Annotated in this window: 19 protein-coding genes; 2 read left to right on the top strand and 17 right to left on the bottom strand. The window is 59.3% G+C overall.

The features are described from left to right. The 10 genes from AC781_RS11880 to AC781_RS11840 all read right to left on the bottom strand — a co-directional run. Positions 1-972 (bottom strand): aminotransferase class I/II-fold pyridoxal phosphate-dependent enzyme (locus AC781_RS11880; RefSeq protein ID WP_067777682.1); only part of this gene is annotated, 972 nt, incomplete at its 3' end. Position 973: 1 nt separating this feature from the next. Beyond that, positions 974-1426, bottom strand: coding sequence for a 6-pyruvoyl trahydropterin synthase family protein (locus AC781_RS11875; protein ID WP_067777681.1), 453 nt, complete (start codon positions 1424-1426; stop codon positions 974-976). An 11-nt stretch (positions 1427-1437) separates the two neighbouring features. Beyond that, positions 1438-1857, bottom strand: a complete 420-nt coding sequence (gene fucU / locus AC781_RS11870) for an L-fucose mutarotase (protein WP_067777680.1) — start codon at positions 1855-1857, stop codon at positions 1438-1440. Positions 1858-1992: 135 nt separating this feature from the next. Beyond that, on the bottom strand, positions 1993-2652 hold the full coding sequence (gene infC, locus AC781_RS11865; RefSeq protein ID WP_067777679.1) for a translation initiation factor IF-3: 660 nt from the start codon (positions 2650-2652) through the stop codon (positions 1993-1995). Between the two features lie 27 nt (positions 2653-2679). After that, a complete protein-coding gene (thrS, locus tag AC781_RS11860) occupies positions 2680-4587 on the bottom strand; it encodes a threonine--tRNA ligase (RefSeq protein WP_067777678.1) in 1908 nt (635 codons plus the stop codon). A gap of 71 nt (positions 4588-4658) precedes the next feature. Then, positions 4659-5000 (bottom strand): GYF domain-containing protein, encoded by a 342-nt coding sequence (locus AC781_RS11855; RefSeq protein ID WP_067777677.1) that lies wholly within the window; start codon positions 4998-5000, stop codon positions 4659-4661. Between the two features lie 33 nt (positions 5001-5033). Continuing rightward, positions 5034-5228, bottom strand: coding sequence for a hypothetical protein (locus AC781_RS13830; protein ID WP_141675907.1), 195 nt, complete (start codon positions 5226-5228; stop codon positions 5034-5036). A 43-nt stretch (positions 5229-5271) separates the two neighbouring features. Then, positions 5272-6108 carry a hypothetical protein gene (locus AC781_RS11850; protein ID WP_067777676.1) on the bottom strand — a complete coding sequence of 279 codons (837 nt, stop codon included), beginning with the start codon at positions 6106-6108 and terminating at the stop codon, positions 5272-5274. A gap of 166 nt (positions 6109-6274) precedes the next feature. Continuing rightward, entirely contained in the window at positions 6275-7660 is a 1386-nt protein-coding gene (lpdA, locus tag AC781_RS11845) for a dihydrolipoyl dehydrogenase (protein WP_067777675.1), read from the bottom strand. 52 nt (positions 7661-7712) lie between these two features. Then, the gene (locus AC781_RS11840; protein ID WP_067777674.1) at positions 7713-8597 is read right to left on the bottom strand and encodes a fumarylacetoacetate hydrolase family protein; all 885 of its coding nucleotides are present in this window, start codon (positions 8595-8597) and stop codon (positions 7713-7715) included. A gap of 294 nt (positions 8598-8891) precedes the next feature. On the opposite strand from AC781_RS11840, the gene AC781_RS11835 reads away from it, so the two are divergent. Then, positions 8892-9650, top strand: coding sequence for a PEP-CTERM sorting domain-containing protein (locus AC781_RS11835; protein WP_172801825.1), 759 nt, complete (start codon positions 8892-8894; stop codon positions 9648-9650). 68 nt (positions 9651-9718) lie between these two features. Here the strand turns inward: AC781_RS11835 and AC781_RS11830 are convergent, their stop codons facing one another. From AC781_RS11830 to AC781_RS11820, 3 genes are read right to left on the bottom strand one after another with little or no spacing between them, the layout of a single operon-like run. Then, on the bottom strand, positions 9719-10855 hold the full coding sequence (locus AC781_RS11830; RefSeq protein WP_067777672.1) for a serine hydrolase domain-containing protein: 1137 nt from the start codon (positions 10853-10855) through the stop codon (positions 9719-9721). Continuing rightward, complete coding sequence (gene tsaA, locus AC781_RS11825) at positions 10848-11528, bottom strand: tRNA (N6-threonylcarbamoyladenosine(37)-N6)-methyltransferase TrmO (protein WP_067777671.1); 681 nt, start codon at positions 11526-11528, stop codon at positions 10848-10850. Before tsaA ends, AC781_RS11830 begins: the two co-directional genes overlap by 8 nt. Further along, positions 11525-11995 carry an NUDIX domain-containing protein gene (locus tag AC781_RS11820; RefSeq protein ID WP_067777670.1) on the bottom strand — a complete coding sequence of 157 codons (471 nt, stop codon included), beginning with the start codon at positions 11993-11995 and terminating at the stop codon, positions 11525-11527. The genes tsaA and AC781_RS11820 overlap by 4 nt, the downstream gene beginning before the upstream one ends. Before the next feature lie 107 nt (positions 11996-12102). On the opposite strand from AC781_RS11820, the gene AC781_RS11815 reads away from it, so the two are divergent. Next, positions 12103-12648, top strand: a complete 546-nt coding sequence (locus tag AC781_RS11815) for a GNAT family N-acetyltransferase (protein WP_172801826.1) — start codon at positions 12103-12105, stop codon at positions 12646-12648. A gap of 75 nt (positions 12649-12723) precedes the next feature. Here AC781_RS11815 and glsA read toward each other — a convergent pair whose 3' ends face one another. The 4 genes from glsA to AC781_RS11795 form a co-directional block, all read right to left on the bottom strand. Next, on the bottom strand, positions 12724-13653 hold the full coding sequence (gene glsA / locus AC781_RS11810) for a glutaminase A (RefSeq protein ID WP_067777669.1): 930 nt from the start codon (positions 13651-13653) through the stop codon (positions 12724-12726). Positions 13654-13666: 13 nt separating this feature from the next. After that, a complete protein-coding gene (gadC, locus tag AC781_RS11805; RefSeq protein ID WP_067777668.1) occupies positions 13667-15205 on the bottom strand; it encodes a glutamine/gamma-aminobutyrate antiporter GadC in 1539 nt (512 codons plus the stop codon). 12 nt (positions 15206-15217) lie between these two features. After that, positions 15218-15430: a hypothetical protein gene (locus tag AC781_RS11800; protein WP_067777667.1), complete on the bottom strand. Its 213-nt coding sequence runs from the start codon at positions 15428-15430 to the stop codon at positions 15218-15220. Between the two features lie 125 nt (positions 15431-15555). After that, positions 15556-16143 carry a tetratricopeptide repeat protein gene (locus AC781_RS11795; protein WP_067777666.1) on the bottom strand — a complete coding sequence of 196 codons (588 nt, stop codon included), beginning with the start codon at positions 16141-16143 and terminating at the stop codon, positions 15556-15558. Positions 16144-16193: the final 50 nt, after the last annotated feature.

Genomic DNA, 16193 nt, shown 5'->3' with positions numbered 1-16193 from the left:
CAGCGTCAGATGTGTATAAGAGACAGGGGCGGGGATGCCGAGTTGCCGTTCGATGATGGCGCGCAGGGTGCGGAGGTGCTGCCGGAGGTGTTCGAGGCCCGGGAGGCGGTCGACGATGTATTTGCTCCACATGAGAGTGATGGGGGGAAGGGCCGTGGAGAAGATGAGGGGGCGCATTTTGTTGACGAGGTATTGCCGGGTCAATGGGTCGGTGATGGCGAAGGCTCCTGCGGAGGAGACGGCTTTGCCGAAGGTGGCGACGAGGATGTCGCATGCGCCGAGGAGGCCGAGTTCGGCGGCGAGTCCGGCTCCGGAAGGGCCGATTGCGCCGAAGGCGTGGGCTTCGTCGATGTAGAGTTTGAAGCCGTATTTGTTTTTGAGGTCGGCGAGTTGCCGGAGCGGCGCGATGTCGCCGTCCATGCTGAAGACGGATTCGGTGACGACCCATACGGTGCGGTTTTCTGCACCTCGAAGGAGTGTTTCGAGGTGGTCCATGTCGTTGTGGCGGTATCGTTTCCATTCGGCTTCGCCGAGGCGGAGGCCTTCGATGACGGAGGCATGGACGAGTTTGTCCGCCAGGATGAGGTCGCCTTTGCGGGCGAGGGCGGGGAGGAGGCCGGAGTTGACGAGGAAGCCGGAGCTGAGGACGAGGGCGTTGCGGCCGCCGTAGAGGGTGGAGAGGGAGGTTTCGAGTTCTTCGTAGTGGCGGCTGTTGCCTGTCATGAGGCGTGAGGCCGGGTTGCTGAAGAGGTATTCGCGGGTCCAGTCGATGCTGGAGAGGGTGTCGCGGGCGAAGTCGGCCTGCAGCGATGTTTCGGAGAGGCCGAGGTAGTCGTTGGAGGAGAGGTTGAGGTATTTTCTGCCTTGGTAGAGGAGGTGTTTGCCGGCAGGTTCGACGGTTTTAAGCGTTCGCAGGTTGCCGGAGGCTTCGAGGGCATCCAGTTCCTGCTGCATCCAGTTGTCTCCGGTCATGTCAATGTGCGGAGTATTCGGCCCATGAGCTGCTGGTTTCCCAGACGCGGACTCGTTCGAGCCGGACGCTGGGGCGTACCGGGTAGGCGTATTTGCCTTCGATGGCATCCGCAAGGGCGGAGCTTGCCTGGATGAAGACGGTGCGAGCCATGACTTCGCTGGTGGGGTCTTTGCTGGTGAAGGGGATGACGCGGTCTCCGTAGGCTGTGCGGAAGGTTTCGTAGTTCGGGTCGTCCGTGTTCATGCAGAGGGCATGGTCGAACCGGGTGAGGAAGTCTCCCAGCATTTCCTTGATGGCTTTGAAGTCCATGACCATGTCGTTGGCGTCGAGCTCTTCGGCGGCGAAGACCATTTCGACGCTGCGGGTGTGGCCGTGCGGGAATTGGCAGTTGCCCGGATGTTTGGAGAGCAGGTGGCCGCTTTCCAGTTCGATGCGTTTGCAGATGCGGTACATGGCGGCAGAGTTCAGGCGACGGGGGTGACGCCTTTTTTGAGGATGATGTTGCCGTATTTGGCGGTTTCTCCGGTGATGACGACGGCGTAGGCCTGTTTGGCGCGTTCGTAGAAGGCATAGCGTTCAATGCGTTCGACGGTGCCTTGATAACCGAGAGCTTTGCGGTATTTGGCTTCGACGGAGGGGTCGAGCGAGTCGCCGGGAACTGCTTCCATCATGATGACGGGGGTGGCGTAGGCATCGAGTTCGAAGAGGGGGATGAGGCCGGCAAGGAGGGTGTCGGCGCCGAGGCCGTCGGCCCGGAGGACGTTGGCATTGAATGTGTGGCCGGGGAAGTGGGCATCGGAGAAGACGATTTCGTCGCCATGGCCCATTTCGGCGAGGGTTTTCAGGAGTTCGGGGCTGATGACGGGGGAGATTCCTTTCAACATAACGAAGGAATTATGCCTCATTATCATGGAAGAGTCAAGCGAGATGCCCGGGTTTACGGCCACAGGCGCGTGTATGGAAAAAGCCGGTTCTCCGCAGGGGGAGAGCCGGCTTTGAAGCGGTGAGGACGGGTGTTTTTATTCTTCGTTGTCCGAGCTGTCGTTGCCTTCGTCGTATTCTTCCGAATCCGCGTCGAAGCCTTCGTCGAGGTGAGCCTTGAATTTTTTGACTCGCTGTGCGGCGGGCAAGGGAGAAAGTGCCATGGTGAGGGTGTTGCCGCCGAGGCGCGGAGGCTGATCCACCTGAGCCATGGTTTTCATGTCTTCAATGACTTTGTTGAGTACTTCGAAGCCGAGTTCATGGTGGGCGTTTTCACGCCCGCGGAAGCGGAGCTGGAAGCGCACCTTGTGCCCATGGTCGAGGAAGCTTTCCGTACGAGCCATTTTGACGTTGTAGTCGTTGACATCCGTGCCGATGCGGAGTTTGACCTCTTTCATCTTCACGATTTTGGCCTTGTTGTTTTTCTGCAGTTTGGCCTGCAGGTATTTGTACTTGCCGTAGTCGATGATGCGGCAGACGGGCGGGTCGGCGGAGGCCGCCACTTCCACGAGGTCGAGGCCGATGGCCTTGGCGCGTTCGAGCGCATCGCGGGTGTTCATGACGCCGAGCTGTTCGCCCTTGGCGGTGACAACGCGGACGCGCGGCGCGCGGATGCGGTCGTTGACGCGGGTCTGGTCGCCGCGCTGGTTGTTGCGTCGGCGGTCTTGGGAGTTATTGTTGCTTGTTGGTTTAGGCACGTTGTGTCTGGTTGGTATGAATACTTACTATTTTTGTACGGGCTGGAAGGCTGGCCTGATGAGGCGTGCGGCAAGTTCGTCTTTCAATGCGGCGAGGAAGTCGGCGCCGGAATGGGTGCCGAGGTCGCCGAGGTCGCGGTGGCGCACGGAGACTTTTCCTTCTTCGGCTTCACGCTGGCCGATGACGAGCATGTACGGCACTTTGTCGAGCTGGGCGTTGCGGATTTTCGCACCGATTTTGTCGGGTGTGGCGTCGAGGGTGATGCGGATGCCCTGTGCGGCGAAGGTGCGGCGCAGTTCTTCGGCTGCTTCGGCGACTTTTTCCGAGATGGGGAGGATGCGCACCTGTTCGGGCGCGAGCCATGTGGGGAATTTGCCTTCGAAGTGTTCGATGAGGAGGCCGGTGAAGCGTTCCATGGAGCCGAAGGGGGCGCGGTGTACCATGACGGGGCGGTGCGGTTTGTTGTCCGCTCCGGTGTAATGGAGGTTGAAGCGTTCGGGGAGGTTGTAGTCTACCTGTACGGTGCCGAGCTGCCATTCGCGGCCGATGCAGTCGCGGACGATGAAGTCGATTTTCGGGCCGTAGAAGGCGGCTTCTCCGGGTTCTTCGGTCCATTCGGCTCCGAGTTCCACCACTTCCTTGCGGAGGGCTGCTTCGGCGAGGTCCCAGTTTTCGGGTGAGCCGACGTATTTGGAGCTGTCTGGGTCGCGCAGGGAGAGCCGGACGCGGTAGTCGTTCATCTGCAGGGTCCCGAGGATTGTTTTGACGATGCCGAGGCACTGGCGCACTTCCTGCCCGATTTGTTCGGGGGTGCAGAAGATGTGGGCGTCGTCCTGCGTGAAGCCGCGGACGCGGGTCATGCCGCCGAGTTCACCGCTTTGTTCCCAGCGGTATACGGTGCCGAATTCGGCAAGGCGCACGGGGAGGTCGCGGTAGGAGTGGGCGTCGCTCGCGTAGATTTTGATGTGGTGCGGGCAGTTCATCGGTTTGAGCATGTAGCCCTCGATGGTGCCCGTGGTGAGGCCGTTGAAGAGTTCGGCACAGGAGGCTTCCTCCTTGCAGAGTCTTTCGATGGTTTCGCGTTCGGCGATGGGCGGGAACTGGCTTTCGCAGTAGTACGGGAAGTGGCCGGAGGTGCGGTAGAGGTCGAGCTTGCCGATGTGCGGGGTGTAGACCTGCGAGTAGCCGAGCCTGTCGAGTTCTTCGGTGATGAAGTCCTGCAGGGAGCGGCGGACGAGGGCGCCTTTCGGCTTCCAGAGGATGAGGCCCTGGCCGACGGCTTCGTCGATGGTAAAGAGTCCCATTTCACGGCCGATGCGGCGATGGTCGCGTTTGCGCGCTTCTTCGATGCGGGCAAGGTGTTCTTCAAGCTGGGTTTTGTTCGGGAAGCAGGTGCCGTAGACGCGCTGGAGCATGGGCCGCGTTTTGTCCCCCTGATAGAAGGCGCTGGCCACGCTCATGATTTTGAAGGCTTTGCAGTTGCCCGTGCGTCCGACGTGGGGGCCGGCGCAAAGGTCGGTGAAGTCGCCGTTGGCATAGACGGTGATTTCTTCGTCGTCGGGGATGCGCTCGAGCAGGTCTATTTTGAATTGGGAAGGAACGCTGCGGGGGCCGTTTGCGCCAAGGGCACCGCTTGCCGCCATGGCAAGCGCTTCGGCGCGAGTGACGGTGCGACGCTCGAATGTCTGGTTCTCTTTCACGATTTTCTTCATTTCGGCTTCGATTGTTTCGAAGTCTTCGGTGGAGATTTTGTGGTCGAGGTCCACGTCATAATAGAACCCGTTTTCGACGGCGGGTCCGCCTGCAAGCTGGGCATTGGGCCAGAGCCGGCAGATGGCGGTCGCCAGAATATGGGCGCAGGAATGGCGCAGACGTTCCAGATCGGAAGCCTGATTCCGTTCTTCGAGGGTCTTGCGTTCTTTGTGTTCAGACATAGATATGCGCTAGAGTGTAATGGATACCCTTATTCTTTCAAGGATAAACAGCTCTCATGGCAAAGAAAAGGTTATATTTTGCGGAGTGTGCGGATGATGAGGCTGACGATGCCGATGAGGATGATGAGGGGAAGGAGGACGATGATGAGGATGGCCAGCAGGAGCTTCGTCTTCCATGTGAGGGAACCGAGCATGGCCATGGCGGCCGCTTTCCGGGAGGAGGGATCGGCAGCGGCGGGGTCTTCCGGGTCGTCGAAGGAGACGTCTTCCAGTTTGCGCCATGTGGTGCTTTGTTCGCTGCGGATCCATGCATCCGTTCCGATGGTGCCTTCGTAGAGGAGTTGCTGGATTTCCCGGGCGGTGAAGGGGCCTTCTTTGGTGCCGTCCTGATCGTAATAGTATTTTTTCTTCATTCGTGCGTGGTGTATCGATGATGCGCTGTGGCATCAGAAGGTGCGGGAGAGGTGCAGGATGCCCGTGAGCAGGATTCCGCTCAGATAGATTCCTCCGGCTACCAGTATCATGAAGAGTAGAGCCGAGCATGCGATTCTTGCTGCACCCAACAGCAGGGAGAATGCCCCTCCCGCGAGGCGGCGGCGGGGCGACTCGTTCGCAGGATGGCTTAACGGATGATCGAACATGGTGAGGCGGAGGTGTGTGACGAAGTGGGGCAGCGTGAGGAGGTTATCCGGCGCGGCGTCCTGCCCGGCTGATGAGGCATTGGAGGATGGCGGCCGACCAGTAGAAGAAGACGGCTGTGGAGAAGTAGGTGAGTACGGTGAGGCATGTGGACAGTGCCTGCGGCGACGATCCGCTTCGCGCGACCAGTGTCCATATTCCGGCCATGACCCATGATGCCGTGATGAGGCGGCAGAGTATGTATGCCGTGCGGGAGGGGCCTGAGGTAGACGATTCGGCGAAGATTGCCAGCCATTTGAGGATGGAGGCCATCCAGTGGAAGAATACAGCCGTGGAAAGGAGGATCAAGACGGAAAGGCAGATGGCTATGGTGTGTACAGACGATCCGGGTTGTACGAACGGCATCCAGAATCCGAAGATGATCCACAATGCGGAGAGGAGGTGGAAGGGGATGTACGCCGGCTGTGCGGAGTGGGCATGCGACGATTTGATGCAAGCGACGAACCATTTGAGGATGGCGGCCAGACAGTAGCAGCCTGCGCCTGCGGAAAGAAACACAAGGATGGTACCAAATGTGCTGCGCGTCTGGGGATCCGTTTCACTGCCGCCGAAGAGCGACCACAGTCCGAACAGTACCCATGCCGCAGCGATGAGGCAGAGGAGCGGAATGGCTGGGTTGTCCGGGAATTCAAATGATGGTTTGAGCGATGGCTTGACGAAGATGACGATCCGGTGGTAGGGCACCCATGTATTGCAGGTTTCCTGCCGGATCGGCGTTTCGTCCTGAATGATTTGCTGGGTTCGCAATTGCTGGATTTCCGGCCATGTGTACGGGCCTTCGGCCTGGCCGTCGTCTTTTTGGTAGTAGAATAGTTGTTGCACGGTGGGAGGTGTCGAGGGTGGGTTATGGGGAAAGTTTTTTGTCGATGATGCCAACTTTCTGATGCCGGGCTTCCGGTTGCGGCCATGCGGCAGGCTCCCCGAGGGGAGCCTGCGATCAGCGTTTGTCGTCGAATTGTCCGGCCATGGGCAGTTGGGGGATGCCGGGTTATGCGTGGATGGCGTGGCCGTCCGCAGCAAGGGTGGCTTCGTGGATGGCTTCGGAGAGGGTGGGGTGGGCGAAGATGGTGGAGTGGATGTCTTCGTCCGTGAGTTCGGCGGTGAGGCCGAGGTCGAGCGTGGCGATGAGTTCCGTGGCGTTGTCGCCGACGATGTGTGCGCCGAGGAGTTCTCCGTGTTCCTTGCCGAAGAGGAGTTTGACGAAGCCTTCCGTTTCTCCGGAGGCTACGGCTTTGCCGAGGGCCTGGAAGGGGAATTTGCCGGCTTTGTATTCGATTCCCGCTTCCTTGAGGGCGCGTTCCGTTTTGCCGACGGAGGCGACCTGCGGGTGGCAGTAGGTGCAGCTCGGGAAGTTGACGACCTGTTTGGGCTGGTAGGCGGGATCGAACATGCCCTGGACGGCCTGGACGGCTTCGAAGGATGCGGTGTGGGCAAGAAGGACGCCGCCGATGCAGTCGCCCGTGGCATAGACGCCGGGGATGCTGGTGGCGTAGCGCGAGTCCACCTTGATGAAGCCGCGGTCGGTGAGTTCGAGGCCGGGTGCCTGCGGGACGACGGGCTGGACGCCGACGGCGACGAGGCAGACATCCGCCGTGATTTCTTCCGTTTTGCCCGTTTTGGTGGTGACGGTGGCGGTGACGGAGTTGTCCGTGGTGGAGAGGCTTTCGACTTTGGCTCCGACGAGGCATTTGATGCCCTGTTTTTTGAAGGCGCGTTCGAGGGCCTGGCAGGAGTCGTCGTCTTCGTTCGGGAGGATGCGGGGCAGGGCTTCGATGAGGGTGACTTCCGTGCCGAAGGTGTGGTAGAGGTTCGAGAATTCGGAACCGATGGCTCCGGAACCGATGACGATCATGCTTTTCGGCAGTTCGGGCAGGACGAGGGCTTCCCGGGAGCCGATGACGGTTTTGCCGTTGATGGGGAAGGCGGGTACGTTGCGCGTGACGGCGCCCGTGCAGATCATGATGTTTGTGCCTTCGAGCGTGGTGACGGTACCGTCCGCCGCCGTGACCTGGACTTTGCCGGGAGCGGTGATGGCGGCTTCGCCTTCGACGGAGTCGATTTTGTTCTTTTTGAAGAGGAAGCCGACGCCGCCCGCGAGGCGGTCGCTGATTTTGCGGGAGCGGCCGATGACTTCGCTCCAGTCGACGGAGAAGCCATCGACTTTCATGCCGAATTCAGCTGCTTTTTTCGCCAGCGTTTCATAGACTTCGGCGTTTTTGAGGAGGGCTTTGGTCGGGATGCAGCCCCAGTTCAGGCAGGTGCCGCCGACGCGTTCCTTTTCGACGCAGACGACGCTTTTTCCAAGCTGGGCGGCTTTGATGGCGCCCACATATCCAGCGGGACCGCCGCCGATGACAATCAAATCGTATGGCATAAGATGAGTATATGGATGAAGGGATGGATTGCAATGCAAATTTGCCGGGGCATCAGTCAGCCGTATCCTGGACGACGTGCTGCCGAACCCAGCCGATTTTGTCGCATCCGAATTCGACGACGTCGCCGGGCTGGAGGTACTGGGGCGGGGTCATGCCGTGGCCGACTCCGCTGGGCGTGCCGGTGGAGATAACGTCGCCGGGGTTCAGGGTCATGAATTGCGAGACGTAGGCGACGAGTTTCGCCACTGGCCAGATGAGGGATGCTGTGGTGTCCTGCTGGCGGATTTCGCCGTTGACTTTGAGGGTGAGGACGAGGTTGTCCGGGGCGTGGATTTCGTCTTTGGTGACGAGGACGGGGCCGAAGGGAGCGAAGCTTTCGTAGCTTTTGCCCTTGGTCCACTGGCCGCCTCGTTCGAGTTGGAAGGCGCGTTCGGAGTAGTCGCACATGAGGGTGTAGCCGACGATGGCGCGGGCGGCTTCCTCTTCGGTGGCGTTCTTGAGGGTGTCGCCGAGGATGACGGCGAGTTCGACTTCATAATCCAGCTTGGTGCTGCCGACGGGGCGCAATACTTCTTCGAGGTCTGAGCTGATGGCGGAGACTGCTTTGAGGAAGATGGAGGGTTCGGTGGGGGCGTCGCCGCTGAACTCCATGGCATGGGCGGCATAGCTTTTTCCGAGGCAGGCGATGGTGCCGGGGAGGACGTGGAGGGCGGAGGAGACGACGAGACCGTCCATATCGACGGGGACTCCTTTCGGTGCGCCCTGCGAGATCCATGTTTCGATTTCCTTGCGCATTTTTTTCGAGGCTGCGCCGGGAAGCATGCAGGTCCAGAGTTGTTCTTCCTGATCGGTGACGTCGATGAAGCAGTTTCTTTTCGGTACCCACAGGCCGATGACGCTTTCGCCTTCTTCGTCGGAATAGTATTGCAAACGCATGCACGCAGTGTATGCCCTGCATGTGAAAAAAGTCAAGAATGAAGCGGTTCCTCCAACTTTTCGGAAAGATTCGGATTTTGAATCCGTTATCATGTATCAAACAAGCAACTATCTCGAATTGAATGAATAAGAAATATTATATTTTTGGTTCAAAATCGTTTTCCTATAAATATGGAAGATCAAAGGAACCGCTTTTTTCTTCACAATATAATAAAAACGAACATTTTTTCGGTTTTGATGATTGACAGCAGATTCAAAATCCGGTATTATATAGTCGTACGGCCTATATTTCTTATGAAAAAAATTATTTCACTCGTTGCAGTTGCGTGTTCATTGACAATGGCACAAGGTGCCGCTTTGTTCGATATGGGCGCGAATGATACGTCCGGATGGACACAGGTTAACAATAATTGGAATACCTACAACGGCGCAGATGGAATCAGCATGGTTCTGGCAGGCGGAGGCAATCTTTTTGCTCAGAGCCAGACGACCAATGTGAAATGGGAGTCCGGAAAGTTCCATGGTTTTTCCGGTACGGTGCTGCAGGAGATGAGCTACAGGCTCGGATTGAGCGCTCCCATATCCCAGACCGTATGGGGCGATGGTCTCAAGAATGGCGGGCAAACGAATAATACGATGAAATTCAATGGTCTTACGAGCGGTGAGCGCTATTGCTTCTACATCGTAATCGGCCTGGGTGGCAATACCTATACCAATGGGGTTCAATTGGCCAATACCTATACGGATGCTCAATCCTCCCTTTCACGCTATACGGCGACGACTGCCGGTACGGCTGCCGGATCGGAAGTCGGTTATACGGATATGAATGTCAATTCCAATTATGTGTGCGCCAGCGATCAGGTAGCCGTGTTGAAATACGAGAATATCATTGCGGATGGCTCCGGCAGCGTGACGTTTACCTTGAATGGCGGAAGCCGTTCGGGCGTGAATGCCGTGGCTGTGGCCAGGATGAGCGAGCTCGTTCCCGAGCCTTCTACAGCCATGCTTGGACTTTTCGGCATGGGCCTGTTTGCTTTTCGCCGCCGGAAGTGAATTTTGAAATGATTGAAGAATGATTCTCTGCCGTATGTAGCGGCAGAGGATTTTTTATGGGAAAAGAGTCAGGTTTCCTGCAGCAGGGCGGATAAAAGCACCGTGGTTTTACGGGCGGGAAGGACGCTGAGTTCCATCTGGTTCATGGTGTAGGCGAAGCTGAGGCCGGAGGAGGGCCGGGCGAAGGCGTGGGAGCCTCCGGCTCCGGCGTGGCCGAAGCCCGTGCCTCCGAAGAGGCGGCGCAGGGGCAGGCCTGTGGCCGGGTCGGCCGGGTCGGCCGGGTCGAGCATGGCTCCGCAGGAGAAGGCGGTGGGGGTGAGGAGGGTGAGGTCGTCGCCCTGCGTGCGGATGGTGGCAAGGTCGTGCAGAACTGAGGGAGGGAAGAGGTGTGGTGCGTCGTGCCCCAGCAGGATTTGGTAGAAGCGGGCGAGGCCGGCTGCCGTGGCGATGCCGCCGCTGGCCGGGGAAGCGGATGTCCATGCCGCCGGGGTGTTCATGGCTCGGACGGAATCGATGCCGGACAGGCTGTGGAAGGCTCGATAGATGGGGGTGCCGCTGGCGAGGTATTGGCGGTAGAATGGGGTGTCGAGGTCGAGTCCGGCGGCTTTGCCGGGGTAGAGGGTGCCGACGCGGGGGTGTTCGCTTTCGGGCAAGCCGATGTAGAGGTCGAGGCCGAGTGGGCGGCGGATGTTTTCTTCCCACCACGGCCCGATGCGGGTTCCGGTGAGGGAGCGCATGAGTCCGTCGAGGATGGGGCCGAAGGTGTGCGGGTGGTAGCCGTGTGCCGGGGGGCGCCATGCCGGGCGGGTGTGTTCGATGGCGTCGATGCAGTCGTCGAGGTCGAAGATGTTCGCCTGCCGGGATAAGGCGGCGAGTCCGGCCTGATGGGAGAGTATTTGCGCGATGGTGAGCTGCGGTGCCGGGAAGCGGGGCCAGAGTTCGCCTGCCGGCAGGTCGGCGGTGAGTCCGCGGCGGTGCAGGGCGAGCAGGAGGGTGGCCGCCGAGGCGCATTTGGTGGCGGAGTAGATGGGGATGAGGGTGGAGGCGGTCCAAGGGGCTGCCGTTTTTTTGTCGGCGAGTCCGCCGTGGAGTTCCAGAAGGAGCTTGCCGTGTTGCCAGACGGAGACGGAGGCGCCGATTTCGCCGTGTTCGCGGAAGTTGCGGTCGAATGCGGCGCCGAGTCTTGCTTGGAGGTGGTTATCCATGGAGTGAGACGGCGGTGACGATGGCGGCGCTGCCGACGACGCGGAAGGTGATTTCGCAGGGAGAGAGGATGAGGTGGTAGAGGCGGTCCGGGTCGTTCTGGTAGGCTGGGCGAGGGTCCTGCGCGAGGGTTTCGATGAGGGTTTGCCGCCATGCCGGGGTGCAGGCGGGCGGGAGTTCGAGGCCGGGAGCGAAGGCGGTTTCCAGTGGCTGCCATTGTTCGCTGTCGGTGAAGCCCCCGGTGGCTTCGGGGATGGAGTCGGCGTAGGGGATGTAGGGTTTGATGTCGTAGATGGGGGTGCCGTCCACGAGGTCGGCTCCTCTGATGAGGAGGATGGGGCCTTCCGGAGTATCGCGGTCGATGCCCTCAAGGACGACGGCGGAGAGTCCGATGGGATTCGGGCGGAAGGGGGAGCGGGTGGCGAAGACGCCGAGCCGGGTGTTGCCCCCGAGCCGGGGAGGACGGACGGTGGGGTTCCACGGGTGCCCGGCGTTGCGGCTGAATTCCCAGATGAGCCAGAGGTGGGTGAAGGCGTCGAGTCCTCGGATGCAGTCTTCGTGGCGGTAGGGAGGTTCGAAGACGAGGCGCGCCTGTGCGGAGGGGACGAGGCGGCTTTGGCGGGGTACTCCGAATTTTTCGGGGTAGGCGGTGCGGAGGTGGGCGATGGGGGTCATGCGTCGATGCCGAAGAAGTCTTTGAGGACTTGCCGATAGACGTCTTTTTTGAATTCGGGAAGCCAGTTCATGTCGAATTCTTCCGGGTAGATCCATTTGTAGTCGCGGAATTCGCGACCGTCGATGACGGGTGCAGGCGCAGGCTGCTGCAATTGGCACATGAAGTAGGTTTGTTCCTGTCCGATGTAGGAGATGCCGCGTTTTTTATGGATGCGGCCTTTGGCTTCTTCGGGGTAGCGGTAGCGGTAGCCGCTGCGCGAGAAGACGATTTCATAGACGGACGGCGGATAGCCGATTTCCTCCATGCTTTCTCGGACGGCGGCTTCTTCGGCGGTTTCTCCCGAGTCGATTCCTCCCTGCGGGAATTGCCATGCACCCGCAGGTTTGCTGCGTTCGCAGACGAGGATACGGCCGTCGCTGCGCCGGAAGATCATGGCGGCATTGGGGCGGTACGGTTCTGCTTGCATACAGATATTCTGGCATATTCCTCAAGGAAGGTCAAGCCGCCTGTCGGATATGGGATGATTCATTTTCTCCTTGTTTCCCCGGCAGGGCTGTGGCAGGATGCCGTTCTATGGTTCATTCGACAGTTACCTTGCAGACGGTGCGCGACAGTTCGCACCCGTGGGTGAAGACCGTGCTGCCTCTTTACGAATCCGCGTTTCCGCTGGAGGAGCGACGGGAGACCGATGCGCTGCTGCGGCTGATCGACGATGCTCCGGAGATGTTTTTCCGGGTGGTGCTGGTGGACGGAGTTCCCGTCGGGCTGTTCATTACATGGGATTTCGGCGAGTTCTGCTATTGCGAGCATTTGGCGGTTTCTTCCGAGCTGCGCAGCGCAGGCATCGGAGGCAAGGTGCTGGAGTGGTTGCGCCGCGAGGTGCCGATGTTCCAGATTCTGGAGGTGGAACCGGCGGAGACGGAGATGGCCGAGCGGCGTATCAATTATTACAAGAGGAACGGTTTCATTCTGTTGACGCAGGATTACGTGCAGCCTTCCTACCGGGCGGGTGGGGAATCTTTGCCTCTGTGGCTGATGGGCAACCGCGAGTGCGATCCCGAGACGCTGGCAGGGTATGTGCGCGTGATTCACGAGCGGGTTTACGGTTTCTCCGCCTGACGGAGAAATGAACGACGCCCCGCCGATCCTGTGGACCGACGGGGCGTTTTGCATGGTGGAGGCGTGGGGGCGGGTTCAGCTCTTGAGCGGATTGAGGCCGAGCGTTTCGATGATGTCGATGAGGGCGTTTTCCGCGCGTACGCTGTTGCCGTATTTGTCGAGGGGCGGCGAGAAGGCGGCAATGGCCATCCGGTTGGGCACGATGGTGACGATGCCGCCGCCTACGCCGCTTTTGGCCGGAAGGCCCGTGCGGTAGAGCCAGTCGCCCGTGGAATCGTAGAGGCCGGACATGGTGAGTTCGGCGAGGATTTCCGCGATGTTTTCACGCTGGACGGCCGGTTCGTGGGTCAGGGGGTTGACGCCGCCGTTGGCATAGGAGGCGCCCATGACGGCCAGGTCCTTGACGGTGATGTTGAGCGAGCACATGCGGGTGTAGAGGTCCACGATCATGTCGGGCTGGTTGTAGAAGTAGCCGGCGCTGTCGAGTAGCCATGCGATGCCTTTGTTGTGGCTGTTGGTGGCGGATTCGGAGGCGTAGACGTCGTCGTTGATTTTCAGAGGATGCCCGGCGAAGGCGGCGAAGCGTTTCATGATGTTGGCCCAGACGGCTTCTCCGTTTTCCCCGGCGACGAGGCTGACGGTGGCCATGGCTCCGGCATTGACGAGCGGGTTCAGAGGGCGGCCTCCGTGGGCGACGAGCGCCAGCACGGAGTTGAAGGGTTCTCCGGTGGGGTCGGCGCCGATTTTTTCACGGAGCGTCTTGGAGCCTATCTGGTCCATGACCAAGGCCAGGTTGAAGGCCTTGGATATGGATTCGATAGCGAAGGGCGTGTCCGCATCGCCGGTGCTGAAGACTTCGCCGTCTTTGGTGACGACGGCGATGCCGAAGAGAGTGCTTGGTACCTTGGCCAGTTCGGGGATGTAGGAGGCGTTGGCTCCGTCCGTGCATCCGGCGAATTTCGCGTGAGCCGTTTCGATGGCCGATTGGATGTCGTTTTTATTCATGGCTGTGCGAGTGTTAGTGTTGCTGTTCCGGTGCCGGGGCGGATGTTTCGGTATTCGTTTTCTTGAGTTCCCAGTTGAAGGGTTCGAATTCGTTGGCGGAGTCCGTATTCTTCCACGAGGGTTTCTTCATGGCGTAGATCAGGAAGGGTATGCCTGCGAAGATGACGGCTCCGAGAAGCAGAATGACGACGTACAGGGTCGGGCTGCCCACGGAGATCTGGTCCGGAGGGACGAAGCTGAACAGGAAGGCGATGACGGAGCCGAGGAGGCCGACGCCGGCCACGAGCCACATGCCGAAGTGTTTTCCTCCGGGGATGCGGAAGGTGCGGGGAACGTTCGGTTCCTTGTGGCGCAGGGCGATACCGGCAGCAAACATGAGCATGTACATGATGAGGTACAGGATGATGGTGAGCTGCGAGATGATCTGGTAGGCCGATTGGACGGAGGGCATGATGACGAACATGACGGACAGGATGGTGACGATGCCGCCCTGAATGAACAGGATGCCCGTCTGGACGCCTTTCTTGTTCGTTTTCTGCATGGCGCGGGGAAGGTACCCGGCATATCCTACCTGCAGGAGACCTTTGGAGGGGCCGCCTACCCATGCGACGACCTGTGCCAGTACGCCGCACGCAAGGCATACGGCCATCACAGGTCCGAGCCATGTGATGTGGAAGATCGTGAAGAATTTGTCAAAGGCGATCAGGAGGCTCTGGACGAGGTTGATCTGGGCTTCGGGGATGATGTAGCCGATCGCCAGAGTGCCGAGGACGAAGATGCCCACGGTGATGAGGGAGGCGATGAGGATGGCCATCGGATAGTTGCGTCCGGGGTTTTTCACGTCCTTGACGTGTACGGCGGACATTTCCATCCCTGCATAGAAGAGGAAGATGCTGGCCGCGAGCACGATGTTGTTGAAGTTCGTGAGGTCGGGGAAGAAGTTGCCGGGGGCCATGTTAATGTCCACCTTGTTGCCCGAACCCCAGTAGATGAGGCCGAATACGATGAGGAGGGCTCCCGGGATGACGGTGCCGATCATGGTACCCCATTTCGTGATGCCTGCCGATGTTCTCATGCCTTTGAAGTTCAGCAGTGTGGCGCTCCAATAGACGGCGAGGACGATGGCGAGGACATACCATTTGTTGGCGGATACGGCTTCATCCCATCGCTGGTCGGGGCCGATGAAGGCGAGCGAGACGGCGGCGAAGGTGAGGACGGTGGGGAACCAGATGGTGCTTTCGATCCATTGAAGCCAGATGGCCAGGAATCCGAGGCGGGTGCCGAAGGCTTCACCGACCCATCGGAAGACGCCGCCTTTCTGGGGCCAGCCCGTGGTGAGCTCGGCCGCCACGAGGGATACCGGGATCAGGAAGAAGATGGCCGCAAAGATGTAGTAGAAGGCGGAGCTGAGTCCGTAGGTGGCTTCAGCCGGCAGCCCGCGGAGGCTGACGATGGCCGATACATTGATCATCGCGAGCGTGAAGACTCCCATTCTTGCAAGGGATGCTCCTTTGCCGGACGATCCGACTGGTGCGGGTGTGTTTGTGCTCATGGCTGTGTCGGTTTATTGTTTTTTCTGTTCTTTCTTCCAGTTTGTTTCAGGTTCATGAAACGCTTCCGAAGAGGATTCATAGTAGAGGTCTGACATGATGTTGAGAGGGTGGCCTTCTCCGGCCTCGTTCAATTTTTCGGCTTCTTCCAGAGGGTGGTAGAAACCGTTCAGTCCTTCGTCTTCCGCGTTATCCTTCTTTTTTGGATGAGTTTCATGTGTGTCCATATGAGGCAAGACACACGGGAAGCACGACCTGTTAAAAAACAGATAGATTTACAGCATCCGGAAGCCGGAGGAATGCGGGCCGGGATGTGCCGGAAACGGCTGGAAAAAGAATGCCGGAAAAGAGGCTATTCGGAAATGTGAGCGAGAGCTTCCCGCCCGTAGGCTGTGCGCGGGTATTGTTCGGCGATCAGGCGGTAGGTTTTCTGCGCATCCGCCGTGTTGTCGAGGGAGAGTTCATAGATACGCGCCATGCGGTAGAGGAGGAGAGCCTTGTCTTCCTTGCCGGAGATGTGTGCGACGGCTTCCTCAAGGACTTTGACGGCATCCTGCGGCCGTTTGAAGCCGTCGCGCAGGAGGTTGGCGCGTTCGGTCCAGCCGGTGAGGTGGCGGGGATAGTCCGCCGTGTAGGCTTCCAGAGCTTTGAGCGCTTCATCTTTGCGGCCTTCGCGGATGTCCTGAAGGATGCGTTCCATGCTTTCGTCAAGGCTGCCTTGGTCGCCGTAGAGGAATTTCACGATCCGGTCGGCCAGATAGGGCATGACCCATATTTTGAAGAGGATGGCTTCGTAGATGCCGAAGACCACGCACATGAAGGGTTTGCTGGTGGTCAGAGCGACCTGCTCGGCGGATTCGAGATTGTCGGTAAGCAGAAAGATGGATAGTAAAATGGCCGGCGCGATCATCAGAAAGGCCCGGAAGAAGATGGTGAACATGGGAGGAAGTCGGTGGTGGAGGGTGAGATGGTTCAGGCATGCCGAAACGA

This window comes from Neoakkermansia glycaniphila, from assembly GCF_001683795.1.
Classification (GTDB): domain Bacteria; phylum Verrucomicrobiota; class Verrucomicrobiia; order Verrucomicrobiales; family Akkermansiaceae; genus Akkermansia; species Akkermansia glycaniphila.
The sequence above is the reverse complement of the archived record's forward strand: the minus strand, read 5'-3'. Positions and strand labels throughout refer to the sequence as shown.